Genomic DNA, 18,201 nt, shown 5'->3' with positions numbered 1-18,201 from the left:
GCTTAAAACACTATTGACAATCTAAAATGAAACCGTATACTAAACATATGTTTAATCAATAAACATTTGTTTTGAAAGGGGGGATAAAATGACTGATGAAATGAACGAAAATGAAAAATTAATATTAGATATGATTAGAGAAAATCCATTTATTTCGCAACAGGAATTATCTGAAATAGTAGGAGAATCAATGTCGTCCGTTGCGAATATTATTTCTGGATTAATCAAGAAAGAATATGTTTTAGGCAAGGCTTATGTTTTAAATGAAACTAATCCTATTATTTGCATTGGCGGAGCTAACGTCGATCGAAAATTCTATGCGAAATATGGAATTACTCATGAAACGTCTAATCCAGTCAAATCTTCTACATCGGTAGGAGGAGTAGCAAGAAATATTGCGGAAAACTTAGGAAGATTAGGTGAGGAAGTAATCTTATTATCAGCAAGAGGTAACGATTCAGAATGGGAAGAGATTTATGATTTATCATCACCTTTTATGAATTTGGAGCATGTCGCTCAATTTGAACATTCGTCAACAGGTTCCTATACAGCAGTCCTAGATAAAAATGGTGATTTATCAGTCGCATTTGCAGACATGGATGTTTATGAAAATATTACACCTGAGTTGTTGATAAAAAACAGCAATATTCTTAGAAGAGCTAAATGTATCGTAGCGGATTTGAATTGTCCAAGTGAAACCATAGATTTTCTCTGTTCTTTCACATCTAAACATCATATTCCATTAGTCATTATCCCTGTCTCATCGCCAAAAATGAACAGGCTTCCAAAAAGGTTGAATGCAGTGAGTTGGCTCATCGTAAATAAAGATGAAACAGAAACGTTTATGAATATTAAAATCAATGATAAGAAAGACTGGGAAAATTCAGTTAAGAAGTGGTTAGAGTTAGGTGTAAAAAATGTTATTGTAACCAATGGATCAAAAGGTGTAATGGCGGGAGTTGAAAATGGAGAGATTCATGATTTCCCAGCTATCGAAACACCAATGGTTGTGGATGTTACAGGTGCAGGAGATTCATTTTGTTCAGGAGTTATTTATTCCTGGCTGCAAAAGAAAGAAATTGACTACATTCTCAAATCTGGTTTGGTCAATGCACACAAAACAATTATGTCAAAGTATACAGTTAGACAAGAATTATCTCAAAAACAATTTATGTTAGATATGGAGGAAATTTAAATGAAACAATATATTGAATTATCTGCAGAGGTACAACAAGCGAAAACGGAAGGTAAAGCAATCGTAGCATTAGAATCGACTATAATTTCTCATGGTATGCCTTATCCTCAAAACGTAAAAACGGCTCGGGAAGTTGAACAAATTGTTCGTGATAACGGTGCTGTTCCAGCAACAATTGCGATCATTGATGGAAAAATTAAAATTGGTTTAACAGATGATGAATTAGAGTTATTTGGTAAAAGTTCAGATGTTGCTAAAGTATCAAGACGTGATTTAGCGCAAATTATTGCTACAAAACAACTAGGTGCAACGACTGTTGCAACAACCATGATTTGTGCTGATTTAGCAGATATCAAAATCTTTGTAACAGGTGGTATTGGCGGAGTTCATAAAGGGGCTGAAACGACTATGGATATCTCAGCTGACCTTGAAGAATTAGCTCAAACGGATGTAGCTGTCATTTGTGCAGGTGCTAAATCAATCCTAGATCTGGCCCTTACACTAGAATACCTTGAAACAAAAGGGGTACCTGTAATTGGATATGAAACTGAGTACCTCCCAGCTTTCTATACTAGAAATAGTGAACATAAATTAAACTTCTTTACTGATTCAATTGATGTCATTGCCGAGACATTAAAAACGAAATGGGAATTAAACCTTAAGGGTGGAGCAGTAATCGCCAACCCGATTCCTGAAGAACATGCTATGGATGAAGACTATATCAATGGAATTATCGATCAAGCAGTTAAAGAAGCAGAAGAAAACCATATTATTGGTAAAGATAGCACACCATTCTTGCTAGGAAAAATTAAAGAATTAACTAACGGTAAAAGCCTTGATGCCAATATAGAATTAGTAAAACACAATGCTAAAGTAGGATCACAAATTGCAGTCAGCTTCAATAACAAAACGAAATAATAAGAAATTTAGTTCGTAGCTTAGGATAAACTCAACTTCTATAAAGTGAAATATTTGGCTTGGCCTGATTTTAAAAAGCGAAAAGGCCTCCATTCTTGGTAAAGTAGATTTTTATGTCATGATTGCTATTTATTTTTGATAACCAAATCTTGGATCAAAAAATGAATTTATTAAGTAATAATCAGCCTGTATGATACTTCCTTCATGCAGGCTTTTATTACGTTCCTCGTCTTTACGGCGATTTCCATTTAGAAATAAAATGGCTCAAAACTAAAAATGAAAGATCTAAAATAAATTGTTTTGCAGCCTGGAAATCTTGTCTTTTCGGATTCTTTCTTGTTTTGTTCAAAAACTCATGACTTTCTGGACAGTAAAACAAAGAGAATATTTTTCAGACAAGAAACGTACCATATGATCCTTTTCATAAAAAAATCAAGGTGACCGATATTGGCCCCTTGATTCACTTAAACAATTCTAATCCAAACAATCAACATCTATTATTTATTAAATGGAGCGATAATGTCATCGATTGAATATACTTTACCATCTTTCATAACCATCTGGACGTTCACGGTATCTTTTATATCTTGTAAAGGGTTACCCTTCACGAATACAAGATCTGCAATCTTTCCTGGCTCAATGGTACCTAGATCCTCCTCAACCCCCATTTTTTTCGCTGGGTAATACGTGGCAGTACGTAATGCTTCATATGGGGTCATTCCATATTGTGTCATAGCCATAAGTTCTGCATGCGTACTAAATCCTATAGGTACCAGCGGTGAATCCGTACCGTTTATCACTACACCACCCGCATCGATCATATCCTTTAATATCGCCACATACTTGGCAACACGCTTTTGATCTTTCGTTAAAGCAGCTTCATACATACCCCTAATCGAACGATATTGCCAAGCTGTATACAATTTTTCAATACGTGGATCTGAAATGATTTTAGGATAGAATCCAAGCATATTTGCAGACAATGACAGTGTTGACGTAACAGACATTCCGGATTCACCAGTAAGTTTCACGACATCTTCATAGGCATATCCACTTGGACTCACTGTTCGGGAAAATCCCAAACGCTGTGTAGCCGTAAGATGGGATATGCCATCTTGGCCAAAGGCCATGGCCGGAAAAAAGTAATGTGAAAACGCAGGTACTCCCATTTCATGAGCTTTATTAATCACATAATCTTGGTGATCATTTGGAAGTCTCACATAGGTTTTCAATAGATCTACCTCTAGGGACCCAGCTCTTTCCACTTCTCGTTTAACCGCCTCTAAAGAAGTTGTAGGTCTCATATTACTATAGTACACGCGTGAACCCTCGATCAGTTCACTTGATGCAAAATAACGTGGGGCTATCCGATTTCCAGATTCAATTGCTTCACGATCCTCAATCGCACGATACGCATAATCCCCCATTGAAACAGTACTTGTCACCCCAAAGGAGAGTAATTGACGCCCTTGTCTAGAACCGTAATGAGACTGATTCAACTGCTGGTGAATGTGTGTATCCCACAATCCTGGAATCACGGTAAGTTCGCTCGCATCGATCACCTTTCCCTTATGCTCTTTTTTATGTGGTTGGATATCGACAATTCGGTTACCTTGTAACGTAATATCAACATTTTCCTTAAGCTCGGTGCTGACTCCATCCCACAGTCTCCCAACATGAATCACCTTCTTACCACTTGGAAGCTGAGGCCTCCATTTCAGCGTAAAAGGGACTGTTTGTGATGGACCTCCATTGATGGAAATGAGTTTCAAATCTCCTTTTGATAGGTACATCAATGTGTTTGAATCCCTACTCCAACTAGGTGAATCGGCAATCTCATCTGAAAGGAGTCGAGGCTCTCCTTTTGGCTGTCCATTTTTGTCAACCGCCATCACCCAAAGCTGACTTTCAATAATAAAGGCCATCTGTTTACCATCCGGCGACCATATAGGTCCTGAGTTATTTCGGTTACTCAATGATTTGAAAGGAATCGGATCAACGAAGTTTTTCGTCCCAGTTTCCGTATTAACGATAAAAATCTGATTTGTTCCTTCGCGGAATCGATTTGAATACGTTTTAATCGCAGCTAATGCAATGGTTTTACTATCAGGTCCCCATGTAGGAGGTCCAGGTAAGTTTAGGCTTTCTATAACTTGTTTTGTCCCTCCCGTACTAATATCGACCGTATAAGTTTTTCCATTTTCATCTTGATAAGCCACCTTTTCTCCATCCGGAGACCATGCAGCCGCAAATTCAGCGCTGTCGGATGTTGTTAATCGTTGTTTCTTACCTGAAGCCAAATTTAAAAGATAGATATCTTCTGTCCCTTCTTTATCAGATGAATAAGCAATCTGCTTTCCATCAGGAGACCATGTTGGATCAAGCTCCATGTAAGAGTCATCTGTCAATTGACGAGGCTTTCCCTTGCCAACGTCTAATAACCAAAGATTATTAAGAGCCACAAAAGCGACTTGCTTTCCATTCGGTGATAGTTTAGGTGCAACAATTCCTTTTACATCTTTCTGTTTCTTGGAATCAAAATCATGTTTCTTCGATTGATACTCTTGTAGGCTAAAAGAAATGTCTGCTCGAAAAGGAATGGTTTCTGCCTTTTCCTGATCTAGCTTTCTTGTTTTAATGTGACCATCAGCAGTGTATGCGATTTCATTTGTTGACAGCCATTCAACAGGAAAAGGGAATACATCTTCATTGCTTGTCACTTGTTTTCCTGAGATCTTTAAGTTGCTTTGCAGTCCATCTTTCACAACATAGGCAATGTCTTTGGCTTCTGGTGACCAAGATGGATTTGAGATTGTCCCCAATTCTTCTGTTACAACTGTACGAATATTTCCAGCTACATCAACGGCTTTGAGTTGTTTGCCATCTATATAAGCAATTTCACTTCCATCTGGTGACCATGTTGGTTGATACTCTTCACTTGTTGTATTAGTCCAAGCTTTAAGTTCATTCGTTGCTAAATCTAATACCCAAATATCATAACTTCCTCCACGATCCGACGAAAAGGCAATTTTAGATCCATCAGGAGAGTAAGATGGTTCCCGATCATCATATTTACCAAAAGTGAGTTGGCGCATATCAGACCCATCAGGGTTCATGGACCAGATGTGGTAATTTCCTCCTTGATAGGATTGGAACGCAATTCGTTTCCCATCTGGTGACCAATCTGGAAAGGAAGGATCGACATATGTATCAGTAATTGCTTTGGCAGTCCCACCTGTCATGGGCAATGTCCATAAAACTCCCTGTAAATCCATCACGAGTTGACTATGATCTGGGGAAACAGCAACAGCAATATTCGTTCCCTCCGTTATCGTTACAATATCAGAACTTTTTTTAGCATTTACTTTAGATGAAATACCTGTCAATATATTCTGTCCAAGGAACAGAATAGGGATCAACATCAAAATAGTCCATCTGAAAATGGTTTTTCGTTTCATAAAGCAACTCCTCATACTTTTAATTAAATTAACTAAACATTACTATTACTAGTATCAATATAACTTTCTTAATTAATCATCACATTTTCAACATTCTGCTAATTATAGGAATATTCATATATTTTATTTTTTTGTGAAGAACGCCATTGTTGAGCTGAATACATACGGAAAGGAATGGTTTTTTGAGATAAGTTTAAATAACCATGAAAATTTACTGTCATTTTAGGAGAGATTTTACGCTAATTTTAAGTTTTATTTGCACATACACCTTTTAAACAAAAAAAGGAGTAAATTGCGTTTTTGCAGAATTTAACACTCATATTTAACTAGAAATGAGTTGATCGGATGAAAACGAAGAATAAATTATTTCGGATGTATAAAGTGCTTTCTCTGGCGTTTAGCATTTTTGTACAAATTTATTGGTATAAGTGGACCCGCAAACCAGAGGCGGAATGGGGGAAATTGTGGGCAAGCATCGGGAAAAGGCTTCGGAAAACGCTTTTTGAATTGGAAGGGCTGCTGATTAAGGTTGGACAATTCATCAGTATACGCTCTGATTTGCTGCCGGCTGCTTTTATTCAGGAAATTCAGGACCTTACCGACAAAGTTCCGCCATCAGATTGGAATAAGATTCACGAGATATTGAACGCAGAATGGGGATTTGAGCTTTCCAAGAAGGTACTGGCGATCGAACAGGATGCCATTGCATCCGCTTCGATTGGCGAGGTTTATAAAGGGGTTTTGCAGGATGGGTCAGCCGTTGCCATCAAGGTGCAGCGTCCTGAAATTCAATCCATTGTGCAGACTGACTTCAGGACGTTAAGCATTCTGATTTGGTTTGCGGATCATTTTGTTCCGATTCCAAAAGGCTTTATCAATCTGAAGGTGCTGTTTCAGGAATTGAAGCAGGTGATTGAGCGGGAGCTTGATTTTACAAAAGAAAAAGAAACGCTGCTTTATTTTAAGAACCGCTATAATGAAAGTGATGATGTACGGATTCCTGCCGTTTATCCTGACCTATGCACATCTAAAGTGCTTGTGATGGAGTGGGTGGAAGGAAGGCGGCTCACTGATATCGGGGCAGTGGAGCAATTGGATGTTTCCCGCCAGGATTTGGCCCGTCGGCTTATGAAAATTTTTATCCCGCAATGGCTTGAAACCGGCATGTTTCATGCAGATCCTCACCCCGGCAATGTCCTGGTATCTCGGGAGGGACGTATCATCCTGCTTGATTTCGGGATGGCAGGGGAAATCTCGAAAAAGGATGCTGCTGCTTTTCAAAGTTTAATTGAAAGCTTTTTGGCCAAAAATTACTCTAAAGCCGTCGAGTGCTTGTCCCGGTTAGGGTTTTTGCTTCCTGAAGCAGATCCAAGAACGATTGAAAGACTGATTGGGGAGTGGATAACATTTGATCCTGCCCAGTTAAAAGAAATGGATTTAATTGCCCTAAAATTGGAATTAAATGATCTGATTACTGCGCTCCCCATCCAGGTCCCAACCCGATTCGTTTTTCTGGGACGTTCTTTTATGACGATTGAAGGGATCGTTCGAAACCTGGCACCAGATGAAGAGCTACTGGGCTTGGGGAAACCAGTTTTCACCGAATGGCTGAATTCTCACGGCAATAAATGGTCATTCATCTGGAGAGTCATTCAGTCCCAGCCTTTATTTAAAATCTTCCATTCTGCCGTTGAGTTCCTGGAGACACCGAGTAAATTGGAGCAATTAAAGGAATCGGAGCAGAGAAGAGAATTTAAATTTGCGATTTTTGAGAATCGAAAGAAGCAGCTTTTTCAGCTGATATTGATTGGTCTAATCGGAGTGGTTACAGGTTACTATTTAGATGATGAACTAATATGGCAGCTGTCGGCTGGGTTGACAGGGGTTGCACTGGCCGGCTACGGTGTGACCAGTTACAAGCTGGGAAAGTGGCTGAAATATATGCCGGAAAAGCAGCGCTAACGGAGTGGTTTTGAAAAAACCAGTTATTCTGGCTCTTTTTTGTATAATGAATCTAGCAGTATATTATGATAAAATAATTAGTCAGATAATTAAAATAGATTTTCAAAGGCATCGGCAAGAAGAAGGGAGTCATCATTGTGCTATATAAATTAAATAAACATCTGGAGAAATCCATGCCATTGATAACTCCCACTAGCGTGGTTATTGGTGTTTTACTGGCTGTGTATCTTAAGGATTATGCTTATATTATTCCATGGGTTTTTGCATTTATGACGTTTTCCGGAAGTCTTAATTCAAATTTTAGTTCACTGAAACAGATTCTTCATCACCCTAAACCGCTCTTTCTCATCGTGATTATGCTGCATATCTTAATGCCGCTTTTTGCTTGGAGCACCGGGCACTTGGCATTTGGAGATGATCCCTACACCATTACAGGCTTAGTGCTGGCAATGGCCATTCCAACAGGCATTTCGAGTTTCATTTGGGTGTCCATTTATAAGGGGAACATCCCGCTAACCTTATCGATCATTTTGGTTGATACCTTTCTATCTCCGTTTATTGTGCCATTGACATTATCCGTATTTTTTCAGACCACTGTAGACATTGATGTTTTACCAATGATGACGGGACTTTTCTGGATGGTGGTGCTGCCTTCTTTCCTGGGGATGATTTTAAACCAAGTTACGAAAGGAAAGAGTGCTGTGATTTTAAGCAGCCGCCTTGCCCCTTTTTCGAAGCTCGGGATGGCCATAGTAGTCTTACTGAACGGAGCTGTCGTTGCCCCCTATTTAAAAGAGGTGAACTTGAAATTAATCGGAATTGCAGTCACTGTCTTTTTTATTGCATTCATGGGTTACTTGCTAACCTTTATTACCGCAAATCTGCTGAAGTATGACCGTGAAACCACAGTGGCAGTCACCTTTAATGGAGGAATGAGGAATATCAGTATTGGTGCTGTAGTAGCGGTCACGTTTTTTTCGCCGGCAGTTGCCGTTCCGGTTGTGCTCGGAATGCTTTTTCAGCAAGTATTGGCCTCCCTTTTTGGCGTCCTTATAAAGCGGCATTTTAGCAGGGAAGTGCTTCAGGAAGGGCATTCAGTTTAATTAGCAATCAGCTATCAAGCTCCTATTATAGGAGCTTTTTTTGTTGAGGGAATCAGTTTTTGGTTTGGCCGGTATTACGATTGATTCGGCCGGTAAATCATTATATATGGTCGGTAAAAATACGAAATCGGCTGGTAAAAGCCGTAATTTGGCCGGTAAATGACTAAAAATATAATGTAACATCATAAGATCTATGGCAAGGAGCCGGCAAACTGGCTCTTTTTCTGTCCTCATATGTGAAAAATAACGTTCGGGATCGAAAATTTGATATTCTCCACTTAAAAATGCTATCCGCACATAAATTCGTGCTATCCGCACATAAATCCGTGCTATCCGCACATAAATTCGTGCTATCCGCACATAAAAAATTTTATCCGCACATTAAATCACGATTCGCCGCAAAAAATTCACTTTAAGCTGACATTTTATATGTCTAAGAAAGGGCAAATATGCTTTTTTTTTGTTGCTTTGAATAAAATTGAGGCAACAACATGATTTATCTCTAATTTAAGCGGGTAGAATATCGAGGAGATATGGACTATAATGAAGCAAATATGCTGATTTTTTGAATTTGAAATTATCTCGAAAAAAAGTTATAATAAGTCGTTGTTAACATTACTGAGGGGGAAGTTTTTTGTCAATCGAAATAGGTAGTAAAGTACAAGGAAAAGTAACAGGCATTACAAATTTTGGAGCTTTCGTTGAATTGCCTGGAGGAACAACAGGTCTTGTTCACATCAGTGAAGTAGCGGACAGCTATGTAAAAGATGTAAATGACCATTTGAAAGTAGGCGACGAGGTTACTGTAAAGGTGCTTAGTGAGAAGGAAGGCAAAATTGCTCTTTCCATCAAAAAAGCAGTAGACAGACCTGAAGGACAAACTTCATCTTATTCACAGCGCCCACCGCGCCAGGGAAGAGATGATCGCCGTGGCGGTTCTAGAGATTTCCGTTCGAAAGGAAACTTTAAACCGAAAGAAAGCTTTGAAGATAAGATGGCTAAGTTTTTAAAGTCGAGTGAAGAAAATATTTCTTCATTGAAGCGCAACACTGAATCAAAGCGGGGCGGCCGAGGCGGAAGACGCGGATAATCAGCTCCCTTTAGATAAAGGCAAGCCCGGTTACAGGCTTGCCTTCTTTGTCGTTTAGATTTCAATGATGATAGGCAGGATCATTGGCTTCCGTTTTGTTTGCGTAAACAAATACTGCCCCAATGATTTTTTAATGCTTTGTTTGATGACATTCCACTGGCTTTTATCCTGTTCCGGCAGGTCGTTCACCGTTTTTTCGACAATCCGATTAATTTCTCTTAAAAGGTCCTCGGATTCCCGTGCATAGACAAATCCGCGTGATATCGTGTCAGGACGCGAAATCATTTTCCGTTCACTTTTACTCATCGTTAACACAATAACAATCATGCCATCCTCGGAAAGCTGCTTGCGGTCGCGCAGCACAATGCTTCCAATATCCCCAACACCCACACCGTCTACGTACGTATCTCCTGCAGGAATCCTCCGGGTTTGCCTGGCAGCGCCATTTTCGATATCAACTACATCGCCATTTTTTATGATAAAAGTATTGCCTTTTTCAACGCCCACAGATTCCGCCAGCAAACGGTGATGATGAAGCATTCTGTATTCACCGTGAATTGGAATAAAATATTTTGGCCTCATCAACGTAAGCATGAGCTTTAAATCCTCTTGGTAGCCATGGCCGGAAACATGCATGCCTGTAGAGCTTCCGGATCCGTAAATCACTCTTGCACCAAGCTGGAAGAGGTTATCGATGATTTTCGAAACATCCCGCTCATTTCCTGGAATAGGAGATGCAGCTAAAATTACAGTATCTTCAGGATGAATCTCTGCATCGCGATAATTTCCTGTTGATAGACGCGATAATGCAGCCATCGGCTCTCCCTGGCTTCCCGTACAAAGAATACAGACTTTTTCAGGTGGCAAGTTCATCGCTTCTTTTGGATCAGCGAGCATTCCTTCGGGAACATTGAGGTACCCGCGCTCAATTGCCACATCCACCACATTCACCATACTTCGGCCAAGCAGCACAAGTTTGCGATTGGTTTTAATCGCCGCTTCCACCACCTGCTGGACACGGCTGACATTCGAAGCGAAAGTGGAGATGATGATTTTTCGGGGAGCCTTCATGAAGGCCTCTTCAATATTTTCCCCGACAATCTGTTCAGTTGGCGTGGAGCCTGTCCGTTCCGCATTTGTGCTTTCTGATAAAAGCGCCAAGACGCCATTTCGGCCAATTTCCGCCATTTTATGAATATCCGAATGCTCTTGATTCACCGGTGTTAAATCAAATTTAAAGTCTCCGGTGTGCACGACATTGCCCTCTGGTGTTTGAAAAACAATTCCGAGGCAGTCGGGAATACTATGATTCACTTTGAAAAAGCTCACACCGATTTCGCCAAAAGTAAGATTGGATTCAGAATCGATGCTGACAAGTTCTGAATCCCCAATCAGCCGGTGCTCGGTAAGCTTTAATTCAATCAATCCAAGCGTAAAACGGGTCGCATAAATTGGCATGTTCATTTTTTTCAGTAAATAAGGAACTCCTCCGATATGGTCTTCATGTCCATGCGTCACAATCAAAGCTCGGATCTTGTCCTTGTTTTCCTCCAGATAGGAAATATCGGGGATAATTAAATCGATTCCCAGTAAGCTCTCATCCGGAAATTTCCCCCCGGCATCAATGACAATGATATCGTCGCCATATTGAATGACATACATGTTCTTCCCAATCTCATTAATGCCGCCCAGAGAAAATATGGATAATTGTTTTCCGTTTGACTCCATATGTATATCCTCCCACTAGAATCATTTTTCTTAGCATTCCCGATTGGGGGAGGTTTATAAGAAAATGATAACATTTGGAACCTTCGAACATTATTATAAAAACACCTTATAGGTGCAACATAATATAGGAGGTGATTTCAATTGAAAACAAAAGATAATTTTTTAGAGGGTGCTAAAGTTACAAAGGATAACCAAACTTTTGCACCCGATGAAAAAAACAAAAATGCCCGCTCCTCTTCTAATCCTGGAAGAGGTACCAGAGGCCAAAGCTAAAAATGTTAATACTCTATACCGGTGCCTGCCTATACGGCAGGTATTTGTTTTTTTGATGAGGAAAAATTTTTTATGAAATTCGCAAGGTAAAATTTTATAAAAAGAGAATGAGTTTAATAGCTTTGTCTGCAGCTATTGTACCTATTCCTTGAACTTTCAGGTTAACCCTGGATGTACTGCCGTGATTCCTTTAACCTTACAATTAAAAATTTCTAGCTAACCCTCTTTCAAAAGCAGCGAGATGATTAAGCGAAGCGTTGCGCAGATTAGAAAAAACGTTTCTGGCATCGGCTGGGATGTTAAAGGCCAAAAATTTTTCGTACATGGAGATATTCTCTATTTCCCCCTGGACCCCAGCGGCATAGGCTTCTTTGATCGATTTTGGAGTTGTGATAAACATTTGGGAAATATCTTCAGGGACAGGTACTTGATAACGTTGGAAAAGGTTCAGCGATGCGCTTATATGTCTCAGTTCAGCTGCTTTGATTTGTGTGAATGTGCGAATTTCTCCAAAAGTATTTAGGATATTGATGTATCTTGATTGAGCCAAATACTCGTCCTGCATGGCATAAGTAAGCATTTGGGGAAATGTTAGTGTAACGGCATTTAATGCCCCTTTAGCGCCGTAAGTTTCGGCTGTTGCTGGCGTTCAGAATGTCTCTTTCGCTGATTTTTATGGATAAAATACATAAACCAAACTGCGTGATTTTGTTCATCAGGAGCAGCCCGGCGAATGGTTTGTTTGAAAGATGGACCGTCCATTCTTTCTGCTAAATCCAAACAAAAATCGACCGTCTTTTGCTCATCATGGAACGAAAAATCCAACCCTTCTTTATACGTACTTGGACATCCAGGAAGACGCTGAGGCGTTGGCTGCTTTCCTGTTAAGCTGATGTAAATTCTTTTGAATTCTTCTAAATGCCGGATTTCATCTTTTCGGATTTCAGTAATTTGACTTCTTTCATCCTTTGCTGGTGCCATTTCAGCTAAGCTTTTATAGCAAGCAATGGCCGAAAACTCCCCATTTATAGCTTTTTGAATATCGCTTACTAACTGTTTGTCAACAGGTGAGCGAATCATAAATAGGGTAGTCATAAAAATAATTACTAGAAATCATAAATAAAAAACCTCCTTAGCAGCATATCATGTTATCGTATGAATCATTAATGGGTATATGTGCAAGTCAGATTTTGTTTTAGAGGTATGGTTTACTTCGCTGGCTAAAGTTTTTATTGACATAAAAGTCCCCAGCGTGCATAATATTTCTAATTAAATGGAACGCATTTATAAAGAAAAAGTCATGACAGGGAACCAGTAAATAGAACTCAGGCAAGAAGAGAGCAGGATTCACCGGCTGAAAGATCCTGCGGCCTGCAAAGCTATTGAACCTATCCCTTGAGCTGTCAGGCAAACCTGGCCGTTTTCCTGCGTTAAAGGAGTTTTAAAGCGGGCACTTGTGTGTTAAGTGCCAATGAAGGTGGTACCGCGAAAGACAAAGCTCTTCCGTCCTTTTTATAGGGACAGAAGGGCTTTTTTTATTTTTGGCTATGTTAAACTTCAATGTTGATTTTTACACTTTATTGATTGGAGTGGAAGGCGCTAATCCCGCGAAAATGCTTTCGCATTTCCTTCGTGCCGTGTTTAAGGATGCTTATTAATGTCCTGCAGGAGTGCGGTTCAAAGGGAGACCCCGCAGGCTTAATGCTTGAGGAGCGTCGGACCGCCCGCGGTTCGGGTGAGCTTCCCTGAGCGGAAATCAACAGGCAAGGTTACCAGAGCCTTTATAAAAGGGCAGAGATTGGGTGGTGTAGGCTATGAAAAAGAAAAGAATTGTTGTCAAAATAGGAAGCAGTTCGCTGACGAATACGAATGGCGGACTTTGTATTGAGAAGCTCCAGGAGCATGTGTATGCACTTGCTCGTCTGAAGAAGCATGGGCATGAGATCATATTGATTTCTTCAGGAGCGGTGGCCGCGGGCTTTGCCGATCTCGGCTATCCGTCACGCCCTGTAACCATTGCCGGCAAACAGGCGGCTGCAGCAGTCGGACAGGGTCTTTTGCTGCAGGGTTATACGGAAGAATTTAAAAAACATGGCATTGTTGCCGCGCAATTATTGCTGACAAGGCAGAATTTCCTTCACAAGGAACAATATCAAAATGCCAATGCGACTTTATCTGAGCTTTTGAAGCGAAATGTTCTGCCGATTATTAATGAAAATGATTCCGTATCGGTGGAAGAACTTGCGTTTGGGGATAATGACATGCTATCTGCTCTTGTCAGCGGACTGATTCAGGCACAGCATTTAATCATTTTGACGGATATCAATGGCATCTATGATTCGAATCCGCGCACCAATCCTCAGGCTAAAAAATACAACTTTATCACTGAAATTTCAGAGGATATGATGAAGGCTGCTTCGGGATCAGGTTCAAAAGTGGGCACCGGCGGGATGGCGACGAAGCTTGAAGCAGCACGTACAGCATTGGCTTTGGGTGTGCAGGTGTTTATCGGGGTAGGAACCGGACCAGATAAACTAGAAGAAATTCTCAATGGCAAAGGAGATGGCACGTATATTGGCAGCAGCTCGCAGGCAAGTGTGAAGACATCGAAGCAATGGCTTGCGCTCCATTCAGTTCCAAACGGAAAAATTGCAGTCGACCAGGGAGCGGCACAAGCGATTTTAACACAGGGGAAAAGCCTTCTGCCTGCTGGTGTCACCGACATTACTGGCCACTTTCTGGTTAATGATGTGGTGGAGGTTGTTGGTCCAAAAGGAGATATCATCGGGAGAGGCCAGGTTAATTTTTCATCAGACGAATTAAGCGAAATTAAAGGATTGCCAAGCACAGAAGCGATGCTGATTGCGAATAGTGACCGCAGTGTGGTCATCCATCGTGATCACTGGGTTAGCCAAAAAAGGAGGGAGACAAGATGATGATGGAGTTGAGACAAAAAGGGGAAAAAGCGAGGAGAGCAGCGGCTTTATTGGCGAAATTAACAACAGTGCAAAAGAATCGGGCGCTTGAGTTAATATCCAGCCAGCTTATGCAGGAAAAGGGGTTTATTTTAAAAGAAAATGAAAAGGATCTTGCTGCGGGAAAAGAAAACGGCATGAATGATTCTTTGCTGGATCGGCTGAGATTGACTGAAGCGCGACTGCAGGATATGGCTGACGCACTGATTCAGCTGACAGAGCTGAATGATCCAGTCGGAGAGATTTTGACTGAGTGGGAGCGCCCGAATGGACTTTTGATTTCGCAGGTACGCGTTCCGCTTGGTGTAATCGGGATGATATATGAGGCGCGTCCTAATGTGACGGTCGATGCATCAAGCTTGTGTTTGAAAACTGGGAACGCTGTCATGCTGCGGGGCAGTTCGACGGCGATTCATTCCAATAAGGCAATTGTAGAAGTCATTCATCATGCATTAGAAAAAAGCGACCTTCCTGTTGATGCGGTTCAGCTGATTGAGGATACCAGCCGGGAAACAGCTTCTCATATGTTCAAGCTGAATGAATATCTTGATGTCCTGATTCCGCGCGGGGGTGCAAAGTTGATTAAAACGGTCGTGGAAAATTCGACAGTGCCGGTTTTGGAAACAGGTGCAGGCAACTGCCATGTTTTTATTGATAAAAGTGCTGATAAAAAGATGGCAATTGAAATTGCCATTAATGCGAAAACCCAGCGCCCGTCTGTATGCAACGCATGTGAGACGATAATTGCTCATAAAGACTGGCCTGCTTTGTCTGAGCTTGTGTCAGCACTGCTGGAAAAAGGGGTTATCATACATGGGGATGAGGGAATTACGGGGGAGCAAATCATTCCTGCCACAGAAGAAGACTGGGCAACGGAATACCTTGGCATGGAGGTCGCTTTGAAACTGGTGGATGGCGTGGATGAGGCAATCACTCATATTAACCGGTACGGAACCAAACACTCTGAAGCAATCGTTTCTAATAACCTGGAGAATGTTGAAAGATTCCTAAATGAAGTAGACGCTGCCGCTGTTTATCACAATGCATCAACCCGCTTCACAGACGGATTCGAGTTTGGATTTGGCGCAGAAATCGGCATCAGCACCCAAAAGCTTCACGCCCGCGGACCAATGGGACTTACTGCGTTAACTTCAACGAAATACTTGATTAAGGGGAACGGACAAATTAAATAAATGACTGGCTCCTTTCTTAAATCTATCATGCCTTCTCTGTTGAGAAAAGCAATCAGTGAGTCTAAACAAAGATAAAATCATGTATTATAGAATTTATTTTTTCTATAAAAAAGTTAAAAATTTATATAATAAGAATAAAAAATTTAATCGTATATAAATCTAATCCCGCAGTGTTCAGGAAACGTTCTACTGGCTGGTCATGCAGATTTAGAAGGGAATTGGCATTTAAACGAATCTTTTATATGAAGAACTTTATTTAAAATTATGCCCAGATTGTTTTCTTTCGGTTTTTTAGCTCGTTTTAGTAAGGAGCACGTATGAATGAACGATCTTTTCTTAATTTATTGGTGTGTCCTATAAATGAATGGTAAGATAAATTCAGGTGAATGTGATGAAAATAAAAACGTTATTTATTGCTCCTTATCCCGCAATGATTCCTTTAATAGAGGAGTGCAGGGGGAAAGAAGATGATTTGGATATTAAAATTGAAAGAGGAAATTTAGGTCATGCTCTCCCATATGTGAAAAATGCAGAAGCTAATGGAACTGAAATAATTATCAGCCGTGGGGGCACAGCCAAGCTGATTGAGCAGGAAACGAACATTCCTGTTATTGATGTCCAAGTATCCGGGTATGATATGCTACGGGTTTTAACGCTGGCCAATGATTTTCCAGGCAAAAAGGCTATTGTTGGGTTTTCAAACATTACTCTTGGAGCGAAGACGATAACCGATATTCTGGAGATAGGGATTGAGGTTTTCACAGTAGCGAAGGAAGAGGAAGTTGAAGGGCTGGTCTTTGAGCTTAAATCCAAAGGCTTTGAACTAATAATGGGTGATGTGGTTACAGTAGAAGCAGCATCTAAATTTGGGCTTGAAGGAATCCTTATTCAGTCAGGCAGAGAAGCCATTTATGATGCCTTTTACAAGGCGAAATCGGTATATCATTCTTTTAGGAAAAAACAAATGGAAAACGAGCTGCTAAAGGAAATTCTTAAGGCAAATGCGGAAAACATTCTTGTTACTGACAGCAAGGGAGAAAAAGTGTTTGAGCAATGGAATACGTTCACTTTGCCCCCGGTCCAGCCTAGCCAGTTAGGAACCCTGGTTCATCGGATGGAAAGTCCTAACTCAGTGGTGACAATGAACGGCAAAAAAGGGGAAGTGCTAAAAATTAGGGTCTCAACTCTGAAAATAGGAGAGGAAAGCTTTACCCAGTTTGTAATTTCAGAGCTTGAAAGTGAGAAACAGCCATCTTCTAATGTGAAGATTGAAGCAGTTCCTCAGCTGCCCATGATTATACAAGAGAGCGAGGCCATGAAGGAATGTCTGGGGGCTATTTCTGCAGCCAATAACCGCAATTTTTGGATATTAATCGGATCGGCGGGTACTGGCAAGAGTTTAATAGCTCGATATATCCATTATTTAAGATACCAGGGTAGGGGGCTATTTGCGTCTATCCATGCTGAAGAAAATATGAAGATGCCTGATGGATTTGATGAAGACATTCGTACCATTTTTATTTATGGAGCCGAAGAAATCTCTTCTAAGAAAAGATCCGGATTGGTAAAGCATTGTAAACAATGGACTCAGGCTGGAAAAGAGGTCATTCTTTCTTTGCAGGGTGAAACAAAAGGTTTTCATTCCGCCATTTTTGATGACGAAGCGAATCGTGTTTATATCCCCTCATTAACTGAACGCAGGGAGGATATCAGGCCAATGACTGCTTACTTTATCGCAAGTTTTCATCAGAAATTAGGAACTTCTGCGATAAAGATTAAAGAAGAAGCCATTGAACTTTTGGAACAATATAACTGGCCTGGGAACGCGGCTGAATTAAAAACCTTTCTGTATGACGTTGTGACAGCTGAAAAGGGATATACGATTTGGAAAGAAACAGTGGCAAAGCACCTGAAACGAAAGCAGCCGCGTCCGTCTCAAATAGATGAAGGCTTGTTAACAGGAACCTTGGACCAAATCGAAAAACGGATTATTGAAGCGGTTATGGAAGAGGAAGATCAAAATCAAACAAAGGTGTCAAAACGGCTAGGCATCAACCGTTCTACCTTATGGAGGAAGCTGAAACAATAATGTTCAGCTTCTTTTTTATGGAGTTATAAATATTGTACTATCGGAAAAGCAATAATTAAACTTGTTTCAAAATGCAACAATTAAACAAATTATAAAAAATACGAATCTATTATCTTTAAAAAAAGTGTTGTATTTTGCATTGAAAGCGTTTAATATATAACTGTAATCGTTTTCAGTAACTGTTTAAAATTGAAACATAAATAAAGGGGATGTTAAA

The 18,201-nt window shown here is 40.4% G+C and carries 13 protein-coding genes and 1 other annotated feature; of the genes, 9 read left to right on the top strand and 4 right to left on the bottom strand.

Annotation, left to right across the window (positions count from 1 at the left end):
* The first annotated feature begins 100 nt into the window (after nt 1-100).
* Nucleotides 101-1,195: a carbohydrate kinase gene (locus tag IQ19_RS00680; protein ID WP_199749369.1), complete on the top strand. Its 1,095-nt coding sequence runs from the start codon at nt 101-103 to the stop codon at nt 1,193-1,195.
* A complete protein-coding gene (locus IQ19_RS00675; protein WP_144538906.1) occupies nt 1,196-2,113 on the top strand; it encodes a pseudouridine-5'-phosphate glycosidase in 918 nt (305 codons plus the stop codon).
* A 497-nt stretch (nt 2,114-2,610) separates the two neighbouring features.
* Here IQ19_RS00675 and IQ19_RS00670 read toward each other — a convergent pair whose 3' ends face one another.
* Nucleotides 2,611-5,571, bottom strand: a complete 2,961-nt coding sequence (locus tag IQ19_RS00670) for a DPP IV N-terminal domain-containing protein (protein ID WP_158638714.1) — start codon at nt 5,569-5,571, stop codon at nt 2,611-2,613.
* A gap of 345 nt (nt 5,572-5,916) precedes the next feature.
* Here IQ19_RS00670 and IQ19_RS00665 point away from each other — a divergent pair, with 345 nt between their 5' ends.
* The 3 genes from IQ19_RS00665 to IQ19_RS00655 all read left to right on the top strand — a co-directional run bounded on the left by IQ19_RS00665 (nt 5,917) and on the right by IQ19_RS00655 (nt 9,726).
* Nucleotides 5,917-7,533 (top strand): ABC1 kinase family protein, encoded by a 1,617-nt coding sequence (locus tag IQ19_RS00665; protein WP_144538902.1) that lies wholly within the window; start codon nt 5,917-5,919, stop codon nt 7,531-7,533.
* 137 nt (nt 7,534-7,670) lie between these two features.
* Nucleotides 7,671-8,636, top strand: coding sequence for a bile acid:sodium symporter family protein (locus tag IQ19_RS00660; protein WP_144538900.1), 966 nt, complete (start codon nt 7,671-7,673; stop codon nt 8,634-8,636).
* Nucleotides 8,637-9,270: 634 nt separating this feature from the next.
* Nucleotides 9,271-9,726, top strand: a complete 456-nt coding sequence (locus IQ19_RS00655; protein ID WP_110063022.1) for a S1 domain-containing RNA-binding protein — start codon at nt 9,271-9,273, stop codon at nt 9,724-9,726.
* A 54-nt stretch (nt 9,727-9,780) separates the two neighbouring features.
* On the opposite strand, the gene IQ19_RS00650 is transcribed toward IQ19_RS00655, so the two are convergent.
* The gene (locus tag IQ19_RS00650) at nt 9,781-11,454 is read right to left on the bottom strand and encodes a ribonuclease J (RefSeq protein WP_144538898.1); all 1,674 of its coding nucleotides are present in this window, start codon (nt 11,452-11,454) and stop codon (nt 9,781-9,783) included.
* Nucleotides 11,455-11,595: 141 nt separating this feature from the next.
* On the opposite strand from IQ19_RS00650, the gene IQ19_RS28870 reads away from it, so the two are divergent.
* Nucleotides 11,596-11,727, top strand: a complete 132-nt coding sequence (locus tag IQ19_RS28870; RefSeq protein ID WP_277875242.1) for a hypothetical protein — start codon at nt 11,596-11,598, stop codon at nt 11,725-11,727.
* Between the two features lie 202 nt (nt 11,728-11,929).
* Here the strand turns inward: IQ19_RS28870 and IQ19_RS28280 are convergent, their stop codons facing one another.
* Nucleotides 11,930-12,277: a ferritin-like domain-containing protein gene (locus IQ19_RS28280; protein ID WP_242020844.1), complete on the bottom strand. Its 348-nt coding sequence runs from the start codon at nt 12,275-12,277 to the stop codon at nt 11,930-11,932.
* 56 nt (nt 12,278-12,333) lie between these two features.
* Nucleotides 12,334-12,822, bottom strand: a complete 489-nt coding sequence (locus IQ19_RS28275) for a ferritin-like domain-containing protein (protein ID WP_242020843.1) — start codon at nt 12,820-12,822, stop codon at nt 12,334-12,336.
* 196 nt (nt 12,823-13,018) lie between these two features.
* Nucleotides 13,019-13,241 (top strand) — a binding site (T-box leader).
* A 300-nt stretch (nt 13,242-13,541) separates the two neighbouring features.
* Between IQ19_RS28275 and proB the strand changes: the two genes are divergently transcribed.
* From proB to IQ19_RS00630, 3 genes are all read left to right on the top strand, one after another.
* Nucleotides 13,542-14,663, top strand: a complete 1,122-nt coding sequence (proB, locus tag IQ19_RS00640) for a glutamate 5-kinase (RefSeq protein WP_144538896.1) — start codon at nt 13,542-13,544, stop codon at nt 14,661-14,663.
* Nucleotides 14,663-15,895: a glutamate-5-semialdehyde dehydrogenase gene (locus tag IQ19_RS00635; protein ID WP_199749368.1), complete on the top strand. Its 1,233-nt coding sequence runs from the start codon at nt 14,663-14,665 to the stop codon at nt 15,893-15,895. Before proB ends, IQ19_RS00635 begins: the two co-directional genes overlap by 1 nt.
* A gap of 391 nt (nt 15,896-16,286) precedes the next feature.
* Nucleotides 16,287-17,984, top strand: coding sequence for a sigma-54-dependent Fis family transcriptional regulator (locus IQ19_RS00630; protein ID WP_144538894.1), 1,698 nt, complete (start codon nt 16,287-16,289; stop codon nt 17,982-17,984).
* Nucleotides 17,985-18,201 lie beyond the last annotated feature (217 nt).

Source organism: Cytobacillus oceanisediminis (genome assembly GCF_007830235.1).
GTDB lineage: Bacteria > Bacillota > Bacilli > Bacillales > Cytobacillaceae > Cytobacillus > Cytobacillus oceanisediminis.
This window is presented reverse-complemented; position numbering and strand designations above follow the sequence as displayed.

Bases quoted from the DNA above. Each gene is read 5' to 3' on its own strand.
- IQ19_RS00680 (WP_199749369.1), top strand. From the start codon at position 101: ATGAACGAAAATGAAAAATTAATATTAGATATGATTAGAGAAAATCCA.
- IQ19_RS00675 (WP_144538906.1), top strand. From the start codon at position 1,196: ATGAAACAATATATTGAATTATCTGCAGAGGTACAACAAGCGAAAACG.
- IQ19_RS00670 (WP_158638714.1), bottom strand. From the start codon at position 5,571: ATGAAACGAAAAACCATTTTCAGATGGACTATTTTGATGTTGATCCCT.
- IQ19_RS00665 (WP_144538902.1), top strand. From the start codon at position 5,917: ATGAAAACGAAGAATAAATTATTTCGGATGTATAAAGTGCTTTCTCTG.
- IQ19_RS00650 (WP_144538898.1), bottom strand. From the start codon at position 11,454: ATGGAGTCAAACGGAAAACAATTATCCATATTTTCTCTGGGCGGCATT.
- IQ19_RS28275 (WP_242020843.1), bottom strand. From the start codon at position 12,822: ATGACTACCCTATTTATGATTCGCTCACCTGTTGACAAACAGTTAGTA.
- proB (WP_144538896.1), top strand. From the start codon at position 13,542: ATGAAAAAGAAAAGAATTGTTGTCAAAATAGGAAGCAGTTCGCTGACG.
- IQ19_RS00635 (WP_199749368.1), top strand. From the start codon at position 14,663: ATGATGGAGTTGAGACAAAAAGGGGAAAAAGCGAGGAGAGCAGCGGCT.
- IQ19_RS00630 (WP_144538894.1), top strand. From the start codon at position 16,287: ATGAAAATAAAAACGTTATTTATTGCTCCTTATCCCGCAATGATTCCT.